At 60.7% G+C, this 24,773-nt stretch carries 20 protein-coding genes; 13 read left to right on the top strand and 7 right to left on the bottom strand.

Features of this window, described 5'->3' with window-relative positions; genetic code table 11:
- Nucleotides 1-10 precede the first annotated feature (10 nt).
- From FHS81_RS11470 to FHS81_RS11455, 4 genes are all read left to right on the top strand, one after another.
- Nucleotides 11-2,326, top strand: a complete 2,316-nt coding sequence (locus FHS81_RS11470) for a hydantoinase B/oxoprolinase family protein (protein ID WP_183753100.1) — start codon at nucleotides 11-13, stop codon at nucleotides 2,324-2,326.
- Between the two features lie 65 nt (nucleotides 2,327-2,391).
- Nucleotides 2,392-2,892, top strand: a complete 501-nt coding sequence (locus FHS81_RS11465) for an acetone carboxylase subunit gamma (RefSeq protein WP_183753098.1) — start codon at nucleotides 2,392-2,394, stop codon at nucleotides 2,890-2,892.
- Between the two features lie 188 nt (nucleotides 2,893-3,080).
- Nucleotides 3,081-3,500: a CopG family transcriptional regulator gene (locus tag FHS81_RS11460; RefSeq protein ID WP_183753096.1), complete on the top strand. Its 420-nt coding sequence runs from the start codon at nucleotides 3,081-3,083 to the stop codon at nucleotides 3,498-3,500.
- A gap of 77 nt (nucleotides 3,501-3,577) precedes the next feature.
- Nucleotides 3,578-4,891: an extracellular catalytic domain type 1 short-chain-length polyhydroxyalkanoate depolymerase gene (locus FHS81_RS11455; RefSeq protein ID WP_183753094.1), complete on the top strand. Its 1,314-nt coding sequence runs from the start codon at nucleotides 3,578-3,580 to the stop codon at nucleotides 4,889-4,891.
- A 101-nt stretch (nucleotides 4,892-4,992) separates the two neighbouring features.
- Here FHS81_RS11455 and FHS81_RS11450 read toward each other — a convergent pair whose 3' ends face one another.
- Both FHS81_RS11450 and FHS81_RS11445 read right to left on the bottom strand, forming a co-directional pair.
- Nucleotides 4,993-6,162 carry an MFS transporter gene (locus tag FHS81_RS11450; RefSeq protein ID WP_183753092.1) on the bottom strand — a complete coding sequence of 390 codons (1,170 nt, stop codon included), beginning with the start codon at nucleotides 6,160-6,162 and terminating at the stop codon, nucleotides 4,993-4,995.
- Between the two features lie 29 nt (nucleotides 6,163-6,191).
- Complete coding sequence (locus FHS81_RS11445; protein WP_183753090.1) at nucleotides 6,192-7,226, bottom strand: aldo/keto reductase; 1,035 nt, start codon at nucleotides 7,224-7,226, stop codon at nucleotides 6,192-6,194.
- Nucleotides 7,227-7,328: 102 nt separating this feature from the next.
- Between FHS81_RS11445 and FHS81_RS11440 the strand changes: the two genes are divergently transcribed.
- Nucleotides 7,329-8,234, top strand: a complete 906-nt coding sequence (locus tag FHS81_RS11440) for a LysR substrate-binding domain-containing protein (protein WP_183753088.1) — start codon at nucleotides 7,329-7,331, stop codon at nucleotides 8,232-8,234.
- A gap of 83 nt (nucleotides 8,235-8,317) precedes the next feature.
- Here FHS81_RS11440 and FHS81_RS11435 read toward each other — a convergent pair whose 3' ends face one another.
- Nucleotides 8,318-9,043 (bottom strand): SDR family oxidoreductase, encoded by a 726-nt coding sequence (locus FHS81_RS11435; RefSeq protein ID WP_183753086.1) that lies wholly within the window; start codon nucleotides 9,041-9,043, stop codon nucleotides 8,318-8,320.
- 157 nt (nucleotides 9,044-9,200) lie between these two features.
- Between FHS81_RS11435 and FHS81_RS11430 the strand changes: the two genes are divergently transcribed.
- Nucleotides 9,201-10,115, top strand: coding sequence for an AraC family transcriptional regulator (locus FHS81_RS11430; protein ID WP_246374976.1), 915 nt, complete (start codon nucleotides 9,201-9,203; stop codon nucleotides 10,113-10,115).
- A gap of 158 nt (nucleotides 10,116-10,273) precedes the next feature.
- Here the strand turns inward: FHS81_RS11430 and FHS81_RS11425 are convergent, their stop codons facing one another.
- Nucleotides 10,274-10,546 carry a hypothetical protein gene (locus FHS81_RS11425; protein ID WP_183753084.1) on the bottom strand — a complete coding sequence of 91 codons (273 nt, stop codon included), beginning with the start codon at nucleotides 10,544-10,546 and terminating at the stop codon, nucleotides 10,274-10,276.
- Nucleotides 10,547-10,778: 232 nt separating this feature from the next.
- Nucleotides 10,779-12,137 carry an NtaA/DmoA family FMN-dependent monooxygenase gene (locus FHS81_RS11420; RefSeq protein ID WP_183753082.1) on the bottom strand — a complete coding sequence of 453 codons (1,359 nt, stop codon included), beginning with the start codon at nucleotides 12,135-12,137 and terminating at the stop codon, nucleotides 10,779-10,781.
- Between the two features lie 352 nt (nucleotides 12,138-12,489).
- On the opposite strand from FHS81_RS11420, the gene FHS81_RS11415 reads away from it, so the two are divergent.
- The 5 genes from FHS81_RS11415 to ssuD all read left to right on the top strand — a co-directional run bounded on the left by FHS81_RS11415 (nucleotide 12,490) and on the right by ssuD (nucleotide 18,972).
- Entirely contained in the window at nucleotides 12,490-14,109 is a 1,620-nt protein-coding gene (locus tag FHS81_RS11415; protein ID WP_183753080.1) for an ABC transporter substrate-binding protein, read from the top strand.
- A 115-nt stretch (nucleotides 14,110-14,224) separates the two neighbouring features.
- Nucleotides 14,225-15,166: an ABC transporter permease gene (locus tag FHS81_RS11410; RefSeq protein WP_183753078.1), complete on the top strand. Its 942-nt coding sequence runs from the start codon at nucleotides 14,225-14,227 to the stop codon at nucleotides 15,164-15,166.
- Nucleotides 15,166-16,026 carry an ABC transporter permease gene (locus FHS81_RS11405; RefSeq protein WP_183753076.1) on the top strand — a complete coding sequence of 287 codons (861 nt, stop codon included), beginning with the start codon at nucleotides 15,166-15,168 and terminating at the stop codon, nucleotides 16,024-16,026. The genes FHS81_RS11410 and FHS81_RS11405 overlap by 1 nt, the downstream gene beginning before the upstream one ends.
- A 3-nt stretch (nucleotides 16,027-16,029) precedes the next feature.
- Nucleotides 16,030-17,745, top strand: coding sequence for a dipeptide ABC transporter ATP-binding protein (locus tag FHS81_RS11400; protein WP_183753074.1), 1,716 nt, complete (start codon nucleotides 16,030-16,032; stop codon nucleotides 17,743-17,745).
- Between the two features lie 57 nt (nucleotides 17,746-17,802).
- The gene (gene ssuD / locus FHS81_RS11395) at nucleotides 17,803-18,972 is read left to right on the top strand and encodes an FMNH2-dependent alkanesulfonate monooxygenase (RefSeq protein ID WP_183753072.1); all 1,170 of its coding nucleotides are present in this window, start codon (nucleotides 17,803-17,805) and stop codon (nucleotides 18,970-18,972) included.
- Between the two features lie 60 nt (nucleotides 18,973-19,032).
- On the opposite strand, the gene FHS81_RS11390 is transcribed toward ssuD, so the two are convergent.
- Nucleotides 19,033-20,136, bottom strand: coding sequence for an alpha/beta hydrolase (locus FHS81_RS11390; protein ID WP_343052478.1), 1,104 nt, complete (start codon nucleotides 20,134-20,136; stop codon nucleotides 19,033-19,035).
- A gap of 28 nt (nucleotides 20,137-20,164) precedes the next feature.
- Complete coding sequence (locus FHS81_RS11385; RefSeq protein WP_183753069.1) at nucleotides 20,165-20,773, bottom strand: TetR/AcrR family transcriptional regulator; 609 nt, start codon at nucleotides 20,771-20,773, stop codon at nucleotides 20,165-20,167.
- A 160-nt stretch (nucleotides 20,774-20,933) separates the two neighbouring features.
- On the opposite strand from FHS81_RS11385, the gene FHS81_RS11380 reads away from it, so the two are divergent.
- Nucleotides 20,934-22,004, top strand: a complete 1,071-nt coding sequence (locus FHS81_RS11380; protein WP_183753067.1) for an HlyD family secretion protein — start codon at nucleotides 20,934-20,936, stop codon at nucleotides 22,002-22,004.
- On the top strand, nucleotides 22,001-24,772 hold the full coding sequence (gene rbbA / locus FHS81_RS11375) for a ribosome-associated ATPase/putative transporter RbbA (RefSeq protein ID WP_183753065.1): 2,772 nt from the start codon (nucleotides 22,001-22,003) through the stop codon (nucleotides 24,770-24,772). The genes FHS81_RS11380 and rbbA overlap by 4 nt, the downstream gene beginning before the upstream one ends.
- Nucleotide 24,773: the final 1 nt, after the last annotated feature.

Below are 24,773 nucleotides of genomic sequence, written 5' to 3'. Positions count from 1 at the left end.
GAGAGAGACAATGAACATTCAAACTTCAGTCAAGACCCGCGGCATCGTGCGCGGCGGCGAGACGCTCAAACAGCACCGTGACAGGCTGATGGAGGCCACTAAGCGAACAAAGCACTATGCTGGACTTGAGCGGATGGAACTGCGCGACAGTGACCCGATCAAATACAACAAGCTGTTTTCGAGGCTGCGGGCAGGCGTCGTCGATGCGCGCGAGACCGCCAAGAAGATCGCAGCATCGCCAATCGTGGAACAAGAAGGCGAACTGTGCTTCACCCTTTATAACGCGGCGGGGGATTCCATACTGACGTCCACGGGCATCATCATCCACGTTGGAACGATGGGTGCCGCGATCAAATACATGATCGAGAACGAATGGGAGCAAAATCCCGGCATCAAGGACAAGGACATCTTCTGCAACAATGACAGTCTCATTGGCAACGTCCATCCTTGCGACATTCACACCATCGTACCGATTTTTCATGAGGGAGAGCTGATCGGATGGGTCGGGGGCGTGACACACGTCATCGATACCGGATCGGTCGGTCCCGGTTCGATGTCCACCGGGCAGGTGCAGCGGTTTGGCGACGGATACTCCATCACCTGCCGCAAAATCGGTGAGGACGACGTTCTTAAACGCGACTGGCTGCATGAATCGCAGCGCATGGTGCGCACGACGCGCTACTGGATGCTGGATGAGCGCACCCGCGTTGCCGGCTGCCACATGATCCGCAAGCTGGTTGAGGAGGTGATTGCCGACGAGGGCATCGATGCTTACTGGAAGTTCGCCTACGAGTCAGTCGAGCATGGCCGGGTCGGCCTTCAGGCGCGCATCAAGGCGATGACCATTCCCGGCAAGTATCGCCAGGTGGGTTTTGTGGACGTGCCCTATGCGCATGAGGATGTCCGCGTGCCGTCCGACTTCGCCAAGCTCGACACAATTATGCACACGCCGTCGGAAATCACCATTCGCGGCGACGGCACGTGGCGGCTCGACTTCGAGGGATCGTCGCGCTGGGGCTGGCACACCTACAACGCCCATCAGGTCAGCTTCACATCGGGCATCTGGGTGATGATGACCCAGTCGATCATCCCGACCGAGATGATCAATGACGGCGCCGCCTACGGAACGGAATTCCGCCTGCCCAAAGGCACGTGGATGAATCCCGATGACCGGCGAGTGGCCTTCAGCTACTCATGGCACTTCCTCGTATCCAGTTGGACAGCGCTGTGGCGTGGCTTGTCGCGCAGCTACTTTGGGCGCGGTTATCTGGAGGAGGTCAATGCCGGCAACGCCAACACCTCGAACTGGCTGCAGGGCGGCGGCTTCAATCAGTATGACGAGATCCACGCCGTCAACTCGTTCGAATGCGCGGCCAACGGCGTCGGCGCTTCCGCCCACAAGGATGGCATCAGTCACGCCGCCGCCGTTTGGAACCCGGAAGGCGACATGGGTGACATGGAAATCTGGGAGCTGGCCGAACCGCTTGTCTACCTGGGACGCCAGATCAAGGCATCCTCTGGCGGTGCGGGCAAGTATCGCGGCGGCTGCGGCTTCGAGAGTCTCCGTATGGTCTGGAATGCCAAGGACTGGACGATGTTCTTCATGGGCAACGGCCATATCTCATCCGACTGGGGGCTTATGGGCGGCTATCCGGCGGCCTCGGGCTATCGGTTCGAGGCGCATGACACCCGGTTGAAGGAGATCATCGCGGCGGGCGGCGACATTCCGCATGGCGGCGACACCGATCCCCAAAGCCCGGTTTTCGATGGTCTTCTGCCGGATGCCCGGATCAAGCGTGACAAGCAGGCCATCACCACCGAGGCCATGTTCAAGGACTATGACCTTTATCTGAACTACATGCGTGGTGGCCCCGGCTTCGGCGATCCGCTCGACCGCGAGCCACAGGCGGTGGCTGATGACGTGAATGGTGGTTATCTGCTCGAACGTTTCGCCGAAAGCGTCTATGGCGTGATCCTGTCGAATGCCGGGGACGGCCGGAAAGGCGTGGACACTGCCGCGACGGAGGCGAAACGCAAGTCGATCCGCAAGGCGCGACTGGCCGAGTCGGTTCCAACGGGTGAGTGGATCAAGCAGGAGCGCGAACGCATTCTGGCCAAGGATGCAGGCGTCCATGTACAGCAGATGTTCGCGGCTTCGTTCAAGCTGGGGCCGCGCTTCGAGCAGTCGTTCCGTCAATTCTGGCAACTGCCGGACGACTGGAAGCTCCTGGAGGCCGATCTGCCGATCCCATCCTACGGGCGGGAGTATTCCATGGATATCTCCGAACTGCCGGATGTCAAAACAGTTCAGTTCGTCGAGGAGTAAGTGCGCCGGGCCCGTGTCCTCCGGGATACGGGCCATATGCTCAAGGCCAATCCAGGGAGGAACCGATGGCCTATACCAAAGCAAAAATAAAAGATCTGGTGGACGGCAAGATCGACCGCGACACGTTGCACACGATGCTCTCCACCCCCAAAGACAAGGAACGTTTCCAGATTTATCTGGAAATCTTGCAGGAACAAGTTGCGTGGGATGACCCCATTATACTGCCGCTCGGGCCAAAGCTTTTCATCGTCCAGCGCCTCGCTGACAAGAAATGGGTGATCCGCTCGCTTGCCGGCCACGACTTCTGTGAGTGGGATCAGAACTGGAAGCTCCACGCCCGCATCCGGATCAGGAATACCGCCGCGCAGCTTGAAGAACTCTATCCGCGCCTCATGGCTCCATCCCCGGAATGGCAGGTCATTCGGGAGTACTTCTGCCCGCTCTCGGGAGATCTTCTCGATGTCGAAGCCCCAACGCCCTGGTATCCGGTGATCCACGATTTCGAGCCGGATATCGAGACCTTCTACAAGGACTGGCTTGGCCTGCCAGTTCCAGAGCGCGCCTGATCGATCAACTGCGAATAAAAGCCGGCGCGGTATCCGACAAACGGATATCGCGCCGCTGTCTTTTCGTCGCGGCCGCGGCCAATATTGCGATCAATATAAATTGCTCAACAAGGTGAGAAAAGTCATAGCCGCACGTTGAAAGCCATCTCCTTGGCATCCATATACCATCCATGCAGATGGAGAGTGCGATGACCAATAACGTTCACAGGCTACGCGACAAGGGCGGTGAGTCCGAGAAGATCACCATCAACCTCGGTTATGTCGATCTTGGCCGGGTCGATCTTCTGGTGCAGGAGGGGTTTTATTCCAACCGCACCGACTTTATCCGCACGGCGATCCGCAATCAGCTCGCCACTCATGCCGAAACTGTTGCACAGTCGATAGAGCGGCATACGCTGGAACTGGGACTGCGCGACTATAGCCGGGCGGATCTGGAGGCGGTGAGGGATGCCGGCGAGAAACTCCACATCAAGGTGGTGGGATTGGCGCGCATCGCCGCCGACGTGACGCCTGAGCTTGCGCTCGCAACCATCGCATCCATCACCGTGCTCGGCGCGCTTCAGGCCAGCGCAGAACTGAAATCAGCACTCGCAGACCGCATTCGGTAGATCCAGCCGGTCGTTCACCGTCCGTCTAAGGCGGGCGGTGCGCCAACAGGCCGGTACACTTCACAAGGAATACATTCATGAACAACGATTTTGCTGCGGCCATGCGCCGAGCGGCACTGTCCCCGCACGTCACAAGCCTTACCAAGGCCACGCGCATGATCCAGAGCGTGCTTGCAGGGCAGGCGCCTCCACACGGGTCCATTCTGGCCGACGCGGAGACGATGTCTCCGCCGGAATATCTGCGCCATCTGCCCGGCGAACCGGAGGCGCAAGTCATGTCAGCTTCGGCGCCATCGCAATCCGCGCCCACAGTGGATGCCGCAGCGCTGCCGAGACTGCGCCATTCTATTGGAAATGCCCTTCGGATCCTTCACGAAGGACGCCTGGCGGCTGGTTCTGAAGGCGCACCCGGTATCAACCTCAAAGACATCAGCTTGCCAGGGGCTCACTTACCAGGGATCGACTTCTCCGGACTGGATTTGCGCGGACTGGATTTGCCCGGCATGACGAGGCCGGCTCCGGATGTGTCCGTTCCGGACGGAGCGCAATTCCTGGCGCGCTCTTTTACCTGCGCGGCCGGCACGCGGCGTTACAGGCTCTATGTTCCCGCAAGCGCATCGGAACAGCCGCGCGGTCTCGTGGTCATGCTTCACGGCTGCAAGCAGAATCCCGAGGATTTTGCTGCCGGCACCGGCATGAATATCGTCGCTGAGACGCATGGGCTGCTGGTGGCGTATCCCGGCCAGCCAAGTGCTGACAACGCGTCGTCCTGCTGGAACTGGTTTCGCCCCGCCGATCAGAAGCGTGATACCGGAGAGCCCGCAATCATCGCTGGCATCACCGGAGAGATCATGGCGGAGTTTGGTCTGGATCGTAGCCGTGTTTTCGTGGCGGGTCTCTCTGCGGGCGGTGCGATGGCGGCAATCATGGGCGAGACGTATCCCGATCTCTATGCAGCCGCCGGAATCCATTCCGGGCTGGCTTATGGATCGGCCAATGACGTTATTTCCGCCTTTTCCGCCATGCGGGGGGATGCCGGCATCACGCCGCGTGCAAGTTCACGCACCGTTGCCGGCGGACCGCCGACGCGCACCATCATTTTTCAGGGCAAGGCAGACCGGACCGTCCATCCCTCGAACGCCGAGCGGATCGTCACACAGGTCAGCCCTCCTGGAGGACGAAATGCAGCGTCCCATGAAAGCGCCAGCGCGCCGAATGGACGAAACTATACGCGGACGATCATCACCGACACAGACGGAATGCCGGTCGTGGAATACTGGCTGATCGACGGCATCGGGCACGCCTGGTCTGGTGGCCACGCGAGCGGATCGTACACTGATCCGTCAGGACCAAATGCCTCTCATGAAATGGTCCGCTTCTTTTTAGACTGACAAGTGCGCGGGCAATGATCTCCGGCTGTGCGGCAACTCTTCTGGCCTCGCAAGCCGGAGACCAAGCGTTCAGCCGGCGTCACCATCTCCAACCTCCGCTATCAGCACGCCTGCGGATTGTCTGGCGCAGGTGTCCTGCGAACCGCGATCAGGACAGCGCCCAGCCCGATGGCCGAGGTCGCCGCGCCGGCCAGCGCCACGGCGGGATAGCCCAGCCCGGAGGCGATGACACCGCCGCCAAGGGCTGCACCGATCGCATTGCCCAGATTGAATGCACCGATATTGACCGACGAGGCGAGATTGGGCGCGTCCGCCGCAGCGGTCATGACCCGGACCTGAAGCGGCGGCACCAGCGCGAAGCTCGCTACGCCCCACAGGAAGATGATGATCGGCGTCGGCGCGATGTAAGACATCAGCAATGCGAAGGCGATGAGGACGGCGGTCAGGCCGCCCATCGTCACGATCAGCGTGAGGTCGACCGATCGGTCGGCAAAGCGGCCACCCAGCCAGTTGCCCACGGTCAGCCCCACGCCATAGGTGACGAGCATTGCCGTTACGAAGCCGAGCGAAGCATGCGTCGCTTCGCGCAGGATCGGCACGATATAGGTGAAGACGGTGAACATCGCGCTTGAACCGATAACGGTGAGTGCGAGCGCACCGAGTACCTGTCCGCGCGTCAGTACGCGCAGTTCGGCGAGCGCATTGCCGCCCTTCGGTGCCGGCAGACCCGGCAATGTCAGCCGCAGCGCGACCATGGTGACGAGGCCAAGCCCGGCAATGCCCCAGAACGCCGTTCGCCAGCCAAGGTGCTCGCCGGCCCAAGTCGCGAGCGGCACGCCGACGATTGTGGCGATGGTCAGCCCGATGAACATGGCCGCGACCGCACCGGCCCTGCGCTCGGGCGGCACAAGGCTGGCCGCCACGATTGAACCGACGCCGAAGAAAGCGCCGTGGTTCAAAGAGGTCACGATCCGCGCTGCCAGAAGCATGCCGTAGTCGTTGGAAACCGCCGCCAGCAGGTTGCCGAATGTGAAGATGCCGGCAAGCAGGATCAGCAGCGTGCGGCGGGGCACCCGGCCGGTCGTAAGCGTCATCAGCGGCGCGCCGATCATTACGCCCAGTGCATAGGCGCTGATCAGCAGCCCCGCGGTCGGGATGGAAACGCCGAGGTCGGTCGCAATAACCGGCAGCAGTCCCATCGGAGCAAATTCCGTCACGCCGATGCCGAAGGCGCCGACAGACAGGGCGATCAACCCGGAATTGAGTTTCATGGCTGGATTTCCACGGTTGGAGGTTCTAGTCAGACCATGGCCGGGTTGAGGCGGGCGAAGCCCTCCTGCTGCCGATAAGGGGTGAGGGGATAGGGCGGCAGCAAATCGCTTGCTTTATTGAGCGCCGCCATCTGTTCGGGGGTGAGAGCCCAACCCACGGCACCGAGATTCTGGCGGAGCTGCGCCTCGTTGCGGGCGCCGACAATGACCGACGAGACGGTCGGGCGCTGGAGCAGCCAGTTGATCGCGATCTGCGGCACGGTCTTGCCGGTCTCCCGGGCGATGTCTTCCAGCGCATCGATGACCCGGTAGAGATGCTCCTCCTCAACAGGCGGCGCGAACTGCGCGGTTTCGTGAAGGCGGCTTCCTTCCGGTATCGGGCGGTCACGGCCGATCCTGCCGGTCAGGCGGCCCCAGCCGAGCGGACTCCACACCAGCGCACCCACCCCCTGGTCGGCTGCGAGCGGCATCAACTCCGCCTCATAGGCACGTCCGATCAGCGAATAATACACCTGATGCGCGACAAGGCGCGGCAAGCCATGCCGATCCGCGACCGCCTGCGCCTTCATGAGCTGCCAGCCGGAATAATTGGAAACCCCGGCATAACGCAGTTTGCCGGCAGTGATCAGGATGTCGAGCGTGCCAATCAGCTCCTCGACAGGGGTGGAGGCATCGAAAGCGTGTAGCTGGAGCAGGTCGATATAATCGGTGTCCAGTCGCCGCAGTGCGTCCTCGACCGCACGGATCAGCCGCGCGCGGGATACGCCCCAATCCTGCGGGCCATCGCCCATCGGCAGGCCGGTCTTGGTCGAAATGAGCACCGCATTGCGCCGCCCGCGAACAGCCTCGCCCAGCACCGTTTCGGATGCGCCGTTCGAATAGACATCGGCGGTGTCGAACAGCGTGACGCCTGCGTCGAGGCATATATCGATCAGCCGCCGCGCCTCGGCGGCGTCGCTCTGTCCCCAGGCGCTGAACAATGGCCCCGTGCCGCCGAAGGTGCCGGTGCCGAAACTCAGCGCGGGCACCCGCAGGCCGGATGCGCCCAATTGCCTGTATTCCATGGTCTACCTTTCCGGGTCCATCTTTTCGCTTGCGATGCAAACGCATAGATGGACGACGAAACCGCACGAGAATAGAGTGTCTTGGAACGAAGGATTTTTGCCATGCACGCAAAGACGACGGACGGCGCGGATCGCGCCCGCGCTCTTGAGATATTCATGGCGGCGGTGGATCTTGGCAGCTTCTCGGCGGCCGGGCGGGCGCTCGATCTCACTCCATCCGCCGTCAGCCGAACGATTGACCGGATTGAGACACGGCTCGGCGTGCGGTTGCTGCTGCGCTCGACGCGCGCCCTGACCCTGACGGCGGAGGGGCGCTCCTATCTTCTGGCTGCGCGGCGTATCCTGACGGACCTGAACGACGTCGAGCAGCAGATCGCCGATCAGGGGGCACCGCGCGGACGGTTACGGATCAGCGCGGCGCAATCGCATGGCCGCCTATGCGTGGTGCCGTTGCTCGGCGAATTCATGCGGCTTTACCCGAACATCCTGGTCGATATCGCTTTGACGGACACGCTCGTCGACGTGGCGGGCGGGCAGGCGGATGTGGCGATCCGCTTCGGGCCGCTCGCCGACAGCGGTCTGATGGCGCGCAAGCTGGGGGAGACAGGCCGGGTGATCGTTGCCTCGCCGGACTATCTGCGGCGCGCCGGCACGCCATGTGTGCCGGAGGATTTGCATGATCACAATTGCCTCAACTTCAATTTCCGCCGTGTTGAGCCGACATGGCCATTCCGCCGTGGCGGCGAGGACTTCGCGCTTTCGGTGAAGGGCACGATCGAGGCGAACAATGGCGAGACATTGGGTGAGCTTGCCGTGCAGGGGGTCGGCATCACACGCGTTGGCAAGTTCAGCGTCGCCGCGGAACTCGAAAGCGGCAGTCTTGTCCCGCTGCTTGAAGAGTATAACCCCGGCGATGTCGAGCATATCCATGCCGTCTTTGTCGGCGGCGGAAACATTCCGGCCCGAATCCGGGTCTTCGTGGATTTTCTGGTCGACAATCTGCGCTGAGGTCGTCCGCTTGGCCCCGCCATGGCGGCTTTCGGGGAACAAATGTGCTCGCCCGAAAGCCGCTATAATGACTTCGTCGCAGATTACATATTGGCGGCGGTGGGCCGCACGATGATCTCGTTCACATCGACGCCATCCGGCTGCTCAAGCGCATAGCGTATGGCGCGGGCAATCGCGTCCGGGGTCAGCGACTTTTGCCGCCAGTCCTTGAGCGCTGCGGCGACCTGCGGATCGCTGATGTCATCGCCAAGCTCGGTCGCGGTGACGCCGGGGGAGATGATCGTGGAGCGGATGTTCTCATGCTCCTGCCGCAGCCCTTCGGTGATGGCCCACACGGCATATTTCGTTCCGCAATAGACCGCGGCAGTCGGCAAGACGAGATGCGCACCGACCGAGGCAACGTTGACCACGTGGCCATTACCCTTCGCGATAAAGCGCGGCAGCACCGCGGCGATCCCGTTGAGCACGCCGTGGATGTTGACGTCGATCATCCGCTTCCACTCGTCACGCTTGAGCGCGGCCAGCGGCGAAAGCGGCATCACACCTGCATTGTTGACAAGCACATCGATGCCTCCGAACCGCGCCTCGGCAGCGTCGGCGAATGCCTCGAAGCTCGCTGCATCGGTGACATCGAGTTCGCGCCATGCGACGCGCTCGCCCAGCTCTTCGGCGAGAGCCTTCAGCCGATCGGCACGGCGTGCGCCGATGAACAGCCTGGCCCCGGCTGCTGCCAATTCGCGTACCGTCGCTTCGCCTATGCCGCTGGAGGCGCCGGTGATGAGTACGATCTTCTCGCTGATTCCGGTCATGGTCGTTCCTTTTGCTTTGGGATCACTTTTGCTTGGGATCACTTGGGATGACGGGCATCATTCTGGTGCGGACGGGGGAGATTGCGGTAGCGCGATCGCCCGGACTTCTTGCACAATCCTCCAGCCATGGCGGATTAGGCTTGCGGACCAGCTGGTCATGGTCGATCAAGGTGACATGAACGCAATCGCAAAACTCGCACAGCTCATCATGCGCCATGCCCCGGAATCAGGCATGTGCGGCACCCCGATGCAACGGCTGTCGCTGATACGCAGCAACGAGCCGAGCGCACCCGTGCCGGCAATCTACGAAGCCTCGCTTTGTCTGATCGCCCAGGGGGCCAAGCGTGTATCACTGGGTGAGCACAGCGTGGTCTATGACGCCTCGCGCTATTTGCTCGTCTCGGTCGATCTGCCGCTGGTCGGTCATGTGCTTGAGGCAAGCGCGGACTTGCCGTATCTGTGCTGCAAGATCGATCTCGACCTTTCGGCGCTCGCCGATCTTCTGGTTGACGAGCGCGGTGCGGTGCCCCGGCACGATCTTCCGGTTCTGGCTGTTTATCCGGGTGATCCGGACCTCATCGACGCCGCCTGTCGGCTGGTCGGGCTGCTCGACCGTCCCCGTGACATCGCCGTGCTGGCGCCGCTGATTGAGCGCGAGATCCTCTATCGGCTACTCACCGGGCCGCACGGCGCGCTGCTGCGCCAGATGGCCTGCGTCGACAGCCATTTGGCGCAGGTCAACCGTGCCATCGCCACGATCCGCAAGGGCTTTCAGACTCAGTTGAGGATAGACCAGATAGCGGCTTCTGCGGGCATGAGCCCCTCATCGCTTCACCACCATTTCAAGGCAATCACGCGAATGACTCCGCTGGAGTATCAGAAGCAGTTGCGTTTGCAGGAAGCGCGGCGCCTGATGCTGGTGAGTGGTGTGAGTGCGGGGTCTGCCGCTTTCGCAGTGGGCTATGATAGCCCGTCTCAATTCAGCCGCGAATATCGCCGCCTTTTCGGCGCGCCGCCGCGACAGGATATCGCCCGGCTCCAGACCTCCGAAGACCATGCGGAAGCGGTTTGAGGTCGGTATCGGACCGGCAGCTTGGCATCCAGCTCATGGCCCTCGACATCAGGCCGGCGAGAGAGGGCGTCTATGTCTTGACCTTCGCCGCAGGGCGCCAGTGTGGTCGACGAGATGCTTCTCCATAAGAAATCTGGCGAATGGCGCGCCAGGTCAGATCAGTCTTCACCAAATTCTTTGTCATGGACGGGCGCATCGGCAAGCTCTCGTTCGAGTGATTCCCGGTAGGCGATGCAGCCGCGCATAAACTTCGGCCAGGGCGGAACCGCCACGTCCGGCGCAATCGGTTCGGGCAGCAACCCCCAAAGCTGGGGATGAAACCAGCAAAGGTCATGCCCCGAACTGTCGCGATGGGCGCGGATACCGGCGCGCAGACGCTTCACTTCCGCGATCAGGGATGCGCGGTCCATGCCGTCGAGGTCGTCGTCCATTCTGTGCTCCACATAACTCCACGCCGGGAGATTCAACTGTGATGAATCTCATCGAATATCGCCGCACGGCAAGGGGGCATTGTCGTCAGAGCGTAGCATTCCGAAGACGCGACGTGATCCGAGGGCACCTTTTCTGATTTGGCTGACTGGCTGCTCTCAAGCTGCACCACGCCACCTTGGGGCGGAGGGGCACGTTCAACGTCTCCTGCGCCTCAAAAAGCGGATGTGGATATCAGCCGTCTATGAGTCCCAATCGTCCGCGAAGCGTGGGATGCGAATAGCTCTTGGGGCTGTATCCTCGACGCTGAAGGATGGGCACGACCTGCTCCACGAAGTTGCTCAGGTCGCGCGGCAGCAGCGGGTTGATGAGGATGTAGCCGTCGAAAGCGCCTGCTTCGAACCATCGGATGAGGTTGTCTGCCACCTTTTCCGGTTCGCCCACAAAATCGGGGAGGAAGCTGACACCCGTCAGGTGGGAGTAGAGCTGCTTGAGCGTGACGGACTTTTCCCGACCGCTAATACGCTCGTGAGTTTTCCAGAAATCTTTGCGAAGCTCCGGAAGGGCAAGGATTCCTGAATCGGCGACGCTCGTTTCCTGGGTAAACTGGCGGAAGTCGATCGCGTGACCGAAGTAATCATCCAGGAAGCTGAGGATCTTGGGTTCCTCGACCAGATCGTCAAGCTCGCGAATAAGATCCCATGCTTTCGCTTCGGTCTCAGCAACGATGGGCGAGATGCCGCCGAGCACGTAGACTTCATCCGGGTTGCGTCCGGATGCGCGCGCCTTGTCGCGAATTTTATCGCGAAACTGCTGCGCGGCGGGAATATCCGGCTGAAAAGTGAAGATCGCATTGGCGACACGTGCGCCCAGCGCGATGCCCGGCTCAGATGATCCGGCCTGCACCAGAAGGGGTTCGCCCTGTTCGGAAGGCGCGATGTTCAACGGCCCGTCGACCTGGGGAAAGAGGTTGCCGCGATGATTGATGCGGTGCAATTTTGCAGGGTCAAAGAACTGGCCTGACACCTTGTCATATGTAAATGCATCGGGCTCCCACGAGCGCCACAGACCGCGTACGACATCGACGAACTCTTCCGCGCGCTCATAGCGGATCGAATGTTCGTAATGTTCCGGCCGGCCATAATTCCGGGCGGTGGTGTTGGTCAGATCGCGCGTCGTCACGATGTTCCAGCCGGCGCGCCCCTTGCTGATGCGATCGGCGGAAAGAAGCGCGCGCGCCAGATTGTAAGGCTCGTCGTATGACGTGGAGGCTGTTGCGATGAGCCCGACGTTTTTCGTGACGGGCGCAAGGGCGGTAATCAGCCCCACCGGATCGAAACGGTCGAGGATGCCGTGGTGCGACTGTTCGTTTACGGCCAAGGAATCGGCGAAGAAAACCGCATCGAGAACCCCTTGTTCCGCAATGTCCGCAAGGGATCGATAGTGGTCGAACGAGATGGCGGCAGCGGGATTTGCCGAAGGATGCCGCCACGCGGCGATATGGTGCCCGGCGCCGACGAGATAGGCAAAAAAGTGAAGCGTCTTATGGGCGGCGGCCAGCTTTTCGGCATCCGGAAGATGATAGGCAGACATAATTGTGCGTCCTGGTGTTTCACAAATTTGGATACGCGTTCTGAACTCGGTGCAGCGACCGCACCTGGCCGGCGACGGCATGTCGCCAGCCGTGAGCCGCCAGCCATGAAGCGCCCGTCTGATGCGGCCGAAACCTTTCGAAGATGACGAACCTGCTTCCTGTCATGATTGCGAACAGTCTGATGGAGAATGGCTTTTCCATCCCGATTCAACGGAATAACAGACTATGGACGTGATAGCGCATTAAATCACTAAAAATATAGAAATTATGATATTTCTTGGATGACTCATTCGATTCGCGCTTGTTCTGCCGCAGCAGTTGTGGCGCGGGAAACAGTTTCGGGATAGCAAAATGGCCAAGAAGAAGTTCATCGTTTCCGCCCTCGCCGGAATTCTCGTCCTCGGCGGAATCGGGGTGGCAGCCCCGCGTCATGCGGCAGCCGAGCCGGTGTCCGGCGGTGAAATCACCTATGGCACCCAGACCGACCCGGTAAACTGGAACCCGCATCAGAACAATCAGGCAAACGCATTCCTCTACTTGCGGAATATATTCGATACACTGCTGGAGAAGACCGAAAATGGTGATTTCGTGCCTTCGCTGGCCGAATCTTATTCGGTGAGCGACGATGGCACCGTCTATACATTCAGGCTGCGCGACGGTGTTACTTTCCACGATGGCGAGAAGCTCGATGCGGCGGCGGTCAAACTCAATCTCGACAAGGCAAACGAGACCCCTTACTCGATCTACGCTTTCCCCAACTATGACTCTGCGACTGTCGTGGATGATCGCACAGTCGAGGTGCGGCTGAAGAAGCCCGATGCGAGCTTTCTCGATTCAATCGCTTATATCGGCTGGGGCATCATCTCGCCCAAGTCGTTGACCGAGCATCTGAACGATCTGCCTTCCGGCGGGCAGAATCTGGCGGGCACAGGTCCGTTCAGGATCTCTTCGTATCAGAAGGGCGCGCAGGTGGTGCTGGAGAGTTTCGACGATTACAACTGGGCGCCGGAAACCAAGGCGCATCAGGGCAAGGCCTATCTGGACAAGGTGACCTACCGCTTCCTGGCGGAGCCATCGAGCCGCGTTGGAGCCTTGCCGGCGCAGGTTGACGTGATCGAAGGCATTTCCGCGCTCGACGTATCGAAGTTCAAGGACCGCGACGGTTTCGTCTACCTTAGCAACGACGCAAACGGCGATACGTTCAAGCTTTCGCTCAATGCTTTTCTGTCGCCGCTCGATGACGTCAGGGTGAGGCAGGCGCTGCGCGACGGGTTCGATCTCGACGCGCTCGTGAAGTCCCTTTATCGGGGTGAAATCCGGCGCGCATGGTCGCACACCAGCCCCGTCAGTCCGTTCTACGACAAGAGCCTTGAGGGCGCATGGGGCAATAACGTCGAGAACGCCAACAAGCTGCTCGACGAAGCGGGCTGGACAGAGCGTGACAGCGAGGGTTTTCGTGTCAAGGATGGCAAGCGGCTTTCCGTTCGCGTGCTCTATCCCACCCAGCTCGACCGCGAACAGCGCAGCACGCTGCTGCAAGGCATTTCGCAACAGTTGAAGCAGAATATCGGACTGGAGTTCATCGTCGACCTCACGCCTTCCAGCACCTACTTGAAGGAAGTCGCCTCCGGGGCCGTCCATATCTATCCGTCGACATGGCTGCATTCTGATGTGCGGAAATCACTGAATGGCCTGTCCAATGGCGGCGCGCTCGCCACTGATAACAAGGCTGATCCGTCGATCCAGCCGTTGAAGGATCTTGCGGCCGAGGCGCTCGCGACATCTGACAACGCGCAACGGATCAAAATCTTCCACGAGCTTCAGCGCAAGGCGGTCATCGACGATGTGACCTACATCCCGCTGCTCGTGCAGGCATACCAGATTGCTGCCAGCAACAAGGTGAACGGCCTTGGCTTCATCAACCAGATCGGCTCGCCCGAGGGCGTCTACGATGTCTGGGTCGCCAAGTAAGCGTGAAGCGATAGGCATCGGGTGTCCCGAGAATAGTCGGCGCATTGCAGTAATGCGCTGTCATCCGGGGCTGCCGGTGCCGAAGTACATAATGCAAAAAGAGTTCTGACAGTTTATGCCGCTTCAATCCATTCTCGTATCCTTGTCGAGGCGGGTGGCGCTGGGCGTCGTGGTCCTGTGGTTCACGGTCACGCTCACCTTTGCGTTCCTTCAGATCGTTCCCGGCGATCCGGCCGCGCTTCTCTTCGGCGGCGATGAAATTCCGACCGAAGAACAGCTTGAGGAAGTGCGCCGCGACTGGGGATTAGAGCGGCCGGTGCATGAGCAGTATCTGCTTTACATCGAACGTCTCGTTCATGGGGATCTGGGAAGATCGTACCAGCAGCGCACGGAAGTAGCGACGCTGCTTTATTCCGGTGTGTGGTCCACCGTCATTCTGGCAGTGGCGGGATTGGTGCTCGCCGTGGTCATATCCGTCCCGCTGGCGACGCTCACGGCCGGGTCGTCGACCCTGCTGCGCCGGTTCGCTTTCGTGTTCGAGCTGGTGACGATCTCGATGCCGTCGTTCTGGATCGGCATCATCCTGATCCTCGTGTTTTCGTTCACGCTCAACTGGTTTCCCATCGTCGCACTCGATAATCCCTTGTCGCTGGTGCTGCCGGCGGCCACCATCGCGCTTGGCCTCGTCGGCCAATTGTCGCAGGTGATGCGAGAGAGTATCGAGCGGGCGCTCAAGGAGCCGTTCATTCTCACCGCAAGGAGCCGCGGGCTGTCCGACGGCTCGGTGCGCTGGGGCCATGCGCTCAAGCACAGCTACATTCCGGCGGCGACCATCACCGGCACCTTCGCCGGCAACGTGCTCACCGGCGTCGTCGTGACGGAAACCGTGTTCGGGCGACCGGGGCTGGGCACCATCACCGTCGCGGCCATCACCACGCACGATATCCCGCTGGTGCTGGGCGTCGTCATCGTGTCGGCGGCGTTTTTCGTGCTCGTCAACATTCTGGTCGATCTGTCTTATGGCCTCGTCGACAAACGCATAGGGTCGAGCGTCTGATGAGCCGGGACAATACGAACAATGCCGTTACGAACCGGCTGTCTGCGCGCCCCAAGCGTTTGTCTGTCGCGGTCATCCTGTCCGTGGTTTTTTTGGTGCTCATCGCGATACAGGTTCTCTTTCCCGAGGCTATTGCGACGCACTCGCCCATAACGATCGATCCGCTGGCGGCATTGCAGCCCCCGAGCCGCGAGCACTGGTTTGGCACGGACAATCTGGGGCGGGATTTGTTCTCCCGCGTCGTTCACGGCTCCGCTTATTCGGTGTCGATCGGTTTCGGCGCAACGCTGATTGCGCTTGCCGGCGGTATCGTTTTCGGCGCGCTTGCCGGTTTTGGCGGGCGGTGGCTCGATCAGGCCCTGATGCGGTTCAATGATGTGCTGATGGCCTTGCCGTCCATTCTGCTCGCTCTCGTGGTCGTGGCCCTGCTGGGGACGGGCCTCGTCAACACACTGTGGGCGATCGGCATCGGCCTCATCCCGCAATTCGCCCGGCTCGTGCGGGCGGAGGTTCTCGTCGTTCGCAATGCCGGCTATGTGGAATCCGCTGTCGGGTTCGGCTTCAGCAAGACCGCGGTCGTATGCCGGCATGTCATTCCCAACGCCATTCATCCTGTTTTTGTGCTGGCGACGATATCCATCGGCGGCTCCATTCTCGCCGGCAGCACGCTGAGTTTCCTGAAGCTCGGTCCCCAGCCGCCGGCCCCGGAGTGGGGGCTGTTGCTGTCGGAGGGTCGCAGTGTGATCGAGCATGCCTGGTGGCTGGGGGTATTTCCCGGCATCGCGATATCGCTCACGGTTTTGTCCGTCACCGTCGTCGGCAAAAGCCTTCAGAAGCGATATCTGCAGAAAGAGAGTTAGTTTATGTCCCTCCTGCGCGCCCGGGAGAGCGCAATCGCTCCCGCGTCTGCGGTTCCCGCCGCCATCGCGGAGGTGGAGAACCTGAACATTTCTTTCCCAGCCGGCGGAGAAGGGCGTCATGTCGTGCGCGACGTATCCTTTACCCTGCATCCGGGCAGGGTGCTGGCCTTCGTGGGCGAATCCGGTTCCGGAAAAAGCGTCACCGCCAGGGCGCTTCTCGGCCTCGTCGGTGATAACGCCCAGGTCCGACACGAGCGCCTGCGCATACTCGATCATGACTATTCCAATGCCACCCAGGTTGACTGGCGGCGTATCCGGGGAGCAGGGATCGGCTATGTCTTGCAGGATGCACTCACGTCGCTTGATCCGCTGAAGACGGTCGGCTTCGAGGTGGGCGAGACTGTGCTCGAACACCGGCTAAAAACGAAGCGGGAGATCAGAAGCCATGTCGTCGACATATTGGGGCGCGTTGGCATTCCTGATGGCGAGCGGCGCTATGATGAATATCCGCACCAGTTGTCGGGTGGGTTGCGGCAGCGCGCGCTGATCGCGGCCGGCATAGCAGCCGCACCCCGGATACTGATCGCGGACGAGCCGACGACCGCTCTCGACGTCAGCATTCAGGTGCAGGTGCTCCGGCTGCTGAAACAGAGTCAGGAAAAGGGACTCGCCATTCTCCTCATCACCCACGACCTGACCGTGGCTTCGACTTTCGCCGACGAGATACTGGTTTTCCGGCAAGGCGAGGTGGTGGAGCGCGGGACGGCAGGGGATGTGTTGTCGCGCCCCCGGCACGCCTACACGAAAGCGCTGCTGCAAGCCATTCCCGGACAGCAGACGAGGGGCAAGCGTCTCTCGCCCCTGCCGCCGCTCGATCTTGTCCGGCTGCGGCCGCCTTCGGCGTCGGGCGGGGACGGGGGCGACATTCTGGAAGTGCGCAACCTGACGAAGACTTTCCACTCCTCAACCCGCCACCCGAGAGTTGCCGTCGATCACGTCTCGTTCTCGCTGGAGTATGGTCGGACGCTCGGAATCGTCGGTGAATCCGGTTCTGGCAAAAGTACAGTTGCGAGAATTATCCTCGGCTTCGAACACGCCGATTCCGGCGAGGTGCTGATAGACGGAAAGCCGTGGAGCGCATTGCCTGAGACAAAGCGCCGGCCGCGCCGTCATCTGGTGCAACTCATCAGCCAGGATCCGTTGGGCTCGTTCGATCCCCGCCACACCGTTCTGCGGCTGCTCGGCGATGCGCTGGGGACGCTGCCCGCCTATCGCAACACGGCGAAGCGGGATGCGAGGTCATATGAACTGCTGGAGCTGGTCGGCCTTGAGCGGTTGCATGCTCTCAGGCGTCCAAGGGAGCTGTCGGGAGGTCAGCGGCAGCGGGTCGCCATCGCAAGGGCGCTGGCGGTGGAGCCGCGTCTGCTGGTGGCGGACGAGGCCGTTTCGGCGCTGGACGTGTCCATTCAGGCGCAGATCCTGGATGTTCTCCGTGACATCCAGAAACAGCTTGGCCTGTCGATCCTGTTCATTTCGCATGATCTCGGCGTCGTCCAGCACATCAGCGACTCCGTCGTCGTCATGAAGGCCGGTCGGGTCGTCGAACATGGTGACGTGAACGCCATTTTCAGCTCCCCCAAGGAGCCGTACACCCGCGAACTGCTGAATGCGAGGCATAGTCTCTCCCACTTCAGGCCCGCCCCCGTAGACGCAATCTGAAACACGGCTGTTTCTGAATGAAACGAAGACACTTGTTGCCAGCGCATGAGGAATCCGATGAGCATCGCCCTTTCGCCCAGTGATCCGCTGAATTTCTTCTGGTTCATCCCAACTCATGGCGATGGAACCTATCTAGGTTCCGACAAGCGAAGCCGGCGGCCGGAATTTGGTTACTTCAAGCAGATCGCCATTGCTGTCGACCAGCTCGGATTCAAGGGCGTGTTGCTGCCCACGGGCCAGAGCTGCGAGGATTCCTGGATCACGGCCACTGGCCTTGCCACGGTGACGGAGCGGCTGAAATTTCTTGTCGCCCTGCGTCCGGGTGTCACCTCGCCGGCCTTTGCAGCCCGGCAGACCGTGGCGCTCGACCGTCTCAGTGGCGGCCGGTTGCTGCTTAACGTGGTGGTTGGAGGCAATCCGACGGAACTTGCCGGCGATGGCATTTACCTCGGCCACGACGAGCGTTACAGGCAAGGGGCCGAGTTCCTCGACATCTGGACGCGGCTTATCACCGGCGAGGAAGTCGACTTCGACGGTGAATATTACAAGCTTAAAGGTGCGCGTATTGATTTTCCGCCGGTACAGTCGCCCCGTCCCGCACTCTACTTCGGCGGTTCGTCGGAGGCCGGGCAGGAACTTGCCGCTGCCGCCACCGACCTGTATCTGACATGGGGCGAGCCCGTGGCGCAGGTTAAGGAAAAGCTCGATTCCGTGCGCCGCAAGGCCGAGGCGAAGGGCCGCAAGCTACGCTTCGGCATGCGGCTGCATTTCATCGTTCGCGAGACGGAGGAGGAAGCATGGCGGGCGGCAGATCGGCTCATCAGCCATATTTCCGACGAGCAGATTGAACGGACTTATCGGCGCTTCCTTGAGGAAATGGACTCGGTCGGTCAGCGTCGGCAGGCGGAACTGCACGGCGGGCGGCGCGATAAGCTGGTCGTCGCCCCTAATCTGTGGGCAGGCGTTGGGCTGGTGCGGACGGGTGTCGGCACGGCGCTTGTCGGCACCGGCGAGCAGATTGCCGAACGTCTCGCCGAATACCGGGCCGTGGGTATCGATACCATCGTCGGCTCCGGCTATCCGCATCTGGAGGAAGCTTACCGGGTGGCGGAGTTGCTTTTCCCGCATCTGGGCATCTACCCGGACCGACAGGGCCTGCGTGAAGCGGTTCCCAATGAGTTCGCAGTCGGCGACTACGGCGGTTCAACCCTCGCTACAAAGAACTGATGCAACAGGCGGCAGCGTGACATACCTCTTGCGCTGTATCGCTAAGCAGTTCAGCGTCGTTTATGGGCTGACGATCTTGCTGGCGAGGCGGAAGGGAGCTTTAATCGCGGCACTGGCGACGTCGAACACGAATGCTCCCGCTTCATCGACGAGGCCCTGCTTGCGGCTGTCCTTGGTCAACCGTGGCGACATACTTGCGAGGGCGCTGAAACGGCCGTGCTTGAGGCTGTCGTCTGTGGCGATGGCCGAGATGTCGATGACCTGCACGCCCTTTTCCCGTGCTGCGTCCATGACCTTGGGATCGTTGACGTCAAGTTTGCCTACGCGGGCGCTGTCGCCTGCAAGCAATTCAGACACCTGAAGTGCTACGTCGTCTTTTGATACAAAAATGGTGATTGGCTTGCGCATCCGGCCAATGACTGCAAGTTGTGTTTCGAATACGTTGCTGTCGATGTCCGGCGCGGCCAGAAATACTTTCAGCCTGGCAAGCACATCGTCGCGCCCTTGCAGTTTCAACTGGCGGAGCGCCTCCATCAGCAGCCAGCTTCCCATGCTGTGCGCGAGCACCACCGTCTCACCAGAGCCCGGTCTCGCTGCAAGCCGGACAAGTAAGGAAGCCAGATCGTCCCGCGAATAGGTCACGGCCTCCTTATCCGCGACGTAACCGGAAATAGCGGCCTGCGAAGGCCATGAAAAGAGAACGGGAACACCGTCGATATTGGCATCTGCCACCATCTGAACGAGACGATACAGCGCCTCCTGAAAATTGACGTTATAGCCGTGAATGAAGACGCCAACATCGCCCTGTGCCGCCTGGGCAGAGATCGTTCGGAAGAACGTGCGTTCATCAAGTGTCCGCTGATCGACAATGGCGAAGCTCGTTTGCGGGTTCAGGGCCCCTTTCGGCCATTCGATTTCGCCGGCGACGTGACCTGGGGGAACGGAGACGTCGAAGCGTGCGTAATTCATCTGTTTCGACCGGCTGGCCGTGTAAGCGTTGGTGCCTTCTGCCGCTCTGGCCCGCGTCGTCGCGGCATAGACGCGATGCTGCCTTGAGCTTTCCGGGGCAGGGGATGAAACTGTCGCAAGCACCTCTGGCCCCGGTCTTGCTGCGCATCCGCTGGTGGCGATGAAGAGAACGACAGGGCAGCTTCTGAGAAGCACCGAGATTCCGGAACGTCGCCGAAGAGGTTCACGCCAATACATTTTTGCCGGACTCATGAGCTTGCGACGTATCTGTGCTGTTTATGATCCCTTCGATGGCTCTGGCAACCAGCTTTTCACTGCTTATGACATCGGCCTCGCTCACGGAAGGCAATTTGAGAAGGTTGCGCATGACGCTGAGGCCGATCAGCAGGGAGATAATCGTCGCAGCGCGGAACGGGTCGGAATCTCCGAACTTGGCCTGTAGCGGGTCGATGAGTTCCGCACTGAGACGTTCGCTGACCAGCCCGCCGGCTTTGCGGCTTGTCAGCGAGCGAACGAGAATGAGCAGTGGTTCGATGTCGCCGTCAGCGTCATGTTCCCGTTGAAAGAGCTGCCGTGCAAATGCGGCAGGCAATTCGTCGACGGTTAGTTCGGAAACGCTTTCGGCTTTGCCGGCGGTCAACAACACCTCACGGAACAGCCCTTCTTTCGATCCGAAACTGCGATGGACGTAGGCAACATCCACACCGACATCAGCGGCGATGTCCCGCAGCCCGACGTCGTCATAGGACGCCTTCTCGAAATGCTCGATCGCTGCCTTGAGAATACGTTGCCGGGTCTCGCCTTCACCCCGGACGACCTTTTTCACTGACATATTCTTATCGACTTTCCTGAACAGCCGCCGGGGACAATGACGGACATTTGGATTGTAAGTCAACAATCGTTGACATAAGGTGCCGCATGCTTTCCTGCTTCGAAAGCATCCAGATCCTATTCATCCGCGTGATCGGTTGTCCATTCAAGAGAGGTATTGAATGAGTTTGCACAGCAGGAGGTGGCTGCTCGCGGGGGTTGTCGTCGTTGCCGGCTTCGTCGGTTACCAGATCTGGCAACATTCGACAGCAGACGGTCTGCCCGAAGGCATTGCCAGCGGCAATGGCCGCCTTGAGGCCGTCGAGATCGATATTTCCGCCAAAACCGCCGGTAGGTTGCAGGATATTCTCGTCCGCGAAGGTGATTTCGTCACCTCGGGGCAAGTATTGGCACAGATGGATATCACCCAGCTTTCCGCCAAGAAGCGCGAGGCGGAGGCGCAGTTGCGCCGTGCGGAAATCGGCATCCATACGGCCAAAAGTCTCGTCACTCAACGTGAGGCTGAGCATGAGACGGCGCAAGCTGTTATCGAGCAGCGTCAGGCTGAGCTGGACGCCACCGAGAGCAAGCTGGCGCGCTCGGAACAACTCATTCGTAACAACACGGTCTCGCAGCAAGTGCTCGATGATGACCGGGCAGCCCAGCGCGGTGCGACCGCTGCTCTCAGTGCGTCACGCGCGTCGCTCGCCGCCTCTGAAGCGGCAATCGGTGCATCGAAAGCGCAGGTCATCGATGCCGAAGTAGCCGTCGATGCGGCCAAGGCCGCTATCGAGAGTTTACAGGCCGATATTGATGACAGCACGCTCAGGGCGCCGAGGGACGGACGCGTCCAGTATCGTGTCGCCCAACCCGGCGAGGTTCTGTCGAGCGGCGGGCGGGTCGTGAACATGGTCGATGTCTCCGACGTCTTCATGACCTTCTTCCTGCCGACGCAGCAGGCCGGGCGGATAGCACTGGGCACCGATGTCCGCCTTGTCATGGATGCCGCGCCAAATGTCGCGATTCCCGCAAAAGTGTCCTTCGTTTCCGATGTCGCACAGTTCACGCCCAAGACCGTTGAGACGGAAGTCGAGCGTGAGAAGCTGATGTTTCGGGTGCGTGCACAGATTCCGCCGGAGTTGCTTCGGCAGTATCTGGAGCACGTGAAAACGGGCCTGCCGGGGATGGCCTACGTGCGCCTGGATCCTGATGCGCCCTGGCCGGATTTCCTTGAGGCGAACGTTATCCAATGAATGAAACGCGCTCATCTCCGGCTGTCAGCTTCGAAGGGCTCACGCTGACCTACGGCAAAACCGTGGCGCTTGACGGCATCTCGCTGGCAATTCCGGCCGGGCGTATGGTCGGGCTGATTGGGCCGGACGGCGTGGGAAAATCCTCGCTATTGTCGCTGATTGCCGGTGCGCGTGCAATGCAGGAGGGCGCGCTTGATGTCCTCGGCGGCGATATGCGCGATGCCGGCCATCGTCGAAACGTATGCCCCCGCATTGCTTACATGCCGCAGGGATTGGGCAAAAATCTCTATCATACGCTCTCGATCTTCGAGAACGTCGACTTCTTCGGGCGCTTGTTTGGGCAGGATCGCGAAGAACGCGAGGCGCGTATCGCGGACCTGCTGGAAAGTACGGGCCTTGCTCCCTTTCGGGACCGGCCAGCGGGCAAGCTTTCGGGAGGCATGAAGCAGAAGCTTGGACTCTGTTGCGCCCTTATCCATGATCCCGACCTGTTAATCCTAGACGAGCCGACGACCGGCGTTGATCCGTTGTCGCGCCGCCAATTCTGGGAACTCATCGACCGTATTCGCGCCGACAGGCCCGGCATGAGCGTGCTGGTCGCGACAGCTTATATGGAGGAGGCGGCGCGCTACGACTGGCTGGTAGCCATGAACGCGGGCCAAATCCTTGCGACCGGCACTCCGCAAGAGCTTCTGCAGCAAACGGAAACGGAGAATCTCGACGCGGCCTTCATCGCACTGCTGCCGGAGGCAGACCGCAAGGACCACCACAAGGTCGAGATTCCGCCCTTCGAAAAAGATGCGCATGGCGACTATGCTATCGAGGCACGGAATCTGACCATGCGCTTCGGTGACTTCACCGCTGTCGACAACGTCAGTTTCGAGATTCCGCGCGGCGAGATCTTTGGCTTCCTCGGCTCGAATGGCTGCGGGAAGACCACGACCATGAAGATGTTGACCGGCCTGCTCGCGGCCACGGAAGGCACGGCGAAGCTGTTCGGCAAGGAAGTCGACCCCAACGACATGGCGGTGCGGAAGCGTGTTGGTTACATGAGCCAGGCGTTTTCGCTCTACGGCGAACTCACGGTGCGGCAGAATCTCGATCTGCACGCGCGCCTGTTCAAGCTTGACGAGGCGACGATCCCGGGCCGGATTGACGAGATGGCGCAGCGCTTCGATCTCGATGACGTCATGGACGTCCTGCCCGATGCTCTGCCGCTCGGCGTCCGGCAACGGCTGTCACTGGCGGTTGCAATGATCCACGCGCCAGACATCCTCATTCTGGACGAACCGACATCGGGCGTCGATCCGGTCGCGCGCGACGGCTTCTGGCAAATCCTTGCCGACCTGTCCCGTAAAGACGGCGTCACCATCTTTGTTTCAACCCACTTCATGAACGAAGCGGAACTGTGCGACCGTATCTCGTTGATGCACGCCGGCAAGGTGCTGATCAGCGACACGCCGCAGGCGATCAAGGAGAAGCGGTCCGCTTCGACCCTCGAAGAGGCTTTCATCGCCTATCTGGAGGAGGCCATTGGCGATGCCCGCGACCAGTCCGCAGAGGTGAGACCGCAGCCACAGGAGGCAGCTCCGCCAGCTAAAGATGAAATCGCACCTGCACCGTCATCGTTCGTCAGCCGCTATTTCGATCCGCGCCGCATGCTGAGCTATACAATGCGCGAGGCGTTGGAGATCCGCCGCGATCCCATTCGCGCGACGCTTGCGGTGCTTGGCAGCGTCATTCTGATGTTCGTGATCGGGTTCGGCGTCAATATGGATGTCGAGGATCTCACCTTCGCGGTGCTCGACCGGGACGATTCCAGCATCAGCAGGGATTACGTGCTCCAGATAGCCGGTTCGCGCTACTTCATAGAGAAGGAGCCGATCAGCAACGATGCGGATATGGACCGGCGGATGCGGAATGGAGAACTCAATCTCGTCATCGAGATTCCGCCAGGCTTTGGCCGCGACGTGCTGCGGGGCAGGGGCGTCGACATCGGCGGCTGGATCGACGGCTCGAATCCGCAGCGTGCTGAAACCGTCAGCGGCTACGTTCAGGGCATGCACGCGGCATGGGTATCCGCGCAGGCTCGCGAGGCTCTGGGCCGAAATGTGACGCAGGGCGATTTCGGTCTCGAAATCCGCTATCGCTACAATCCGGATATCAAGAGCCTTGTTGCGATGGTGCCGGCTGTCATTCCCATCCTGCTGATGATGATCCCGGCGATGCTCGCCACCCTCAGTGTGGTGCGCGAGAAGGAGCTTGGCTCGATCACCAATCTTTACGTGACGCCGGTAACACGGTTCGAATTCCTTGTCGGCAAGCAGATACCCTACATCGTGCTCGCGATGTTAAACTTCTTCCTGCTGGCTGCGATGGCGGTGTTTATCTTCCGTGTGCCGTTCACCGGCAGTTTTGCCGTGTTCACTCTTTCAGCTCTACTTTATGTTTCTGCCGCCACGGCGCTCGGGCTTGTGATCTCCTCATTCATGAAGAGCCAACTGGCCGCCGTTTTCGCCACGACGCTGATCACCATCCTTCCGGCGGTACAGTTTTCCGGTCTTACCGATCCCGTTTCGTCGCTTGAGGGAGCAGGGGCTTTCATCTCGAAGCTCTATCCGACGACCTATTTCATGATCGTGTCGCGCGGCACGTTCTCGAAGGCGCTCGGGTTTGGAGACGTATCGAGCGCCCTTGTGCCGTTGGCAATCGCGGTGCCGGTGCTGATCTGCATTGGCACTTTACTTCTCAAAAAGCAGGAGGCGTGAG

Source organism: Pseudochelatococcus contaminans, from assembly GCF_014195635.1.
Taxonomy (GTDB): Bacteria; Pseudomonadota; Alphaproteobacteria; order Rhizobiales; family Beijerinckiaceae; genus Pseudochelatococcus; species Pseudochelatococcus contaminans.
Note: the sequence above shows the minus strand (reverse complement) of the source record. Positions and strands in the feature narration are given on the sequence as shown.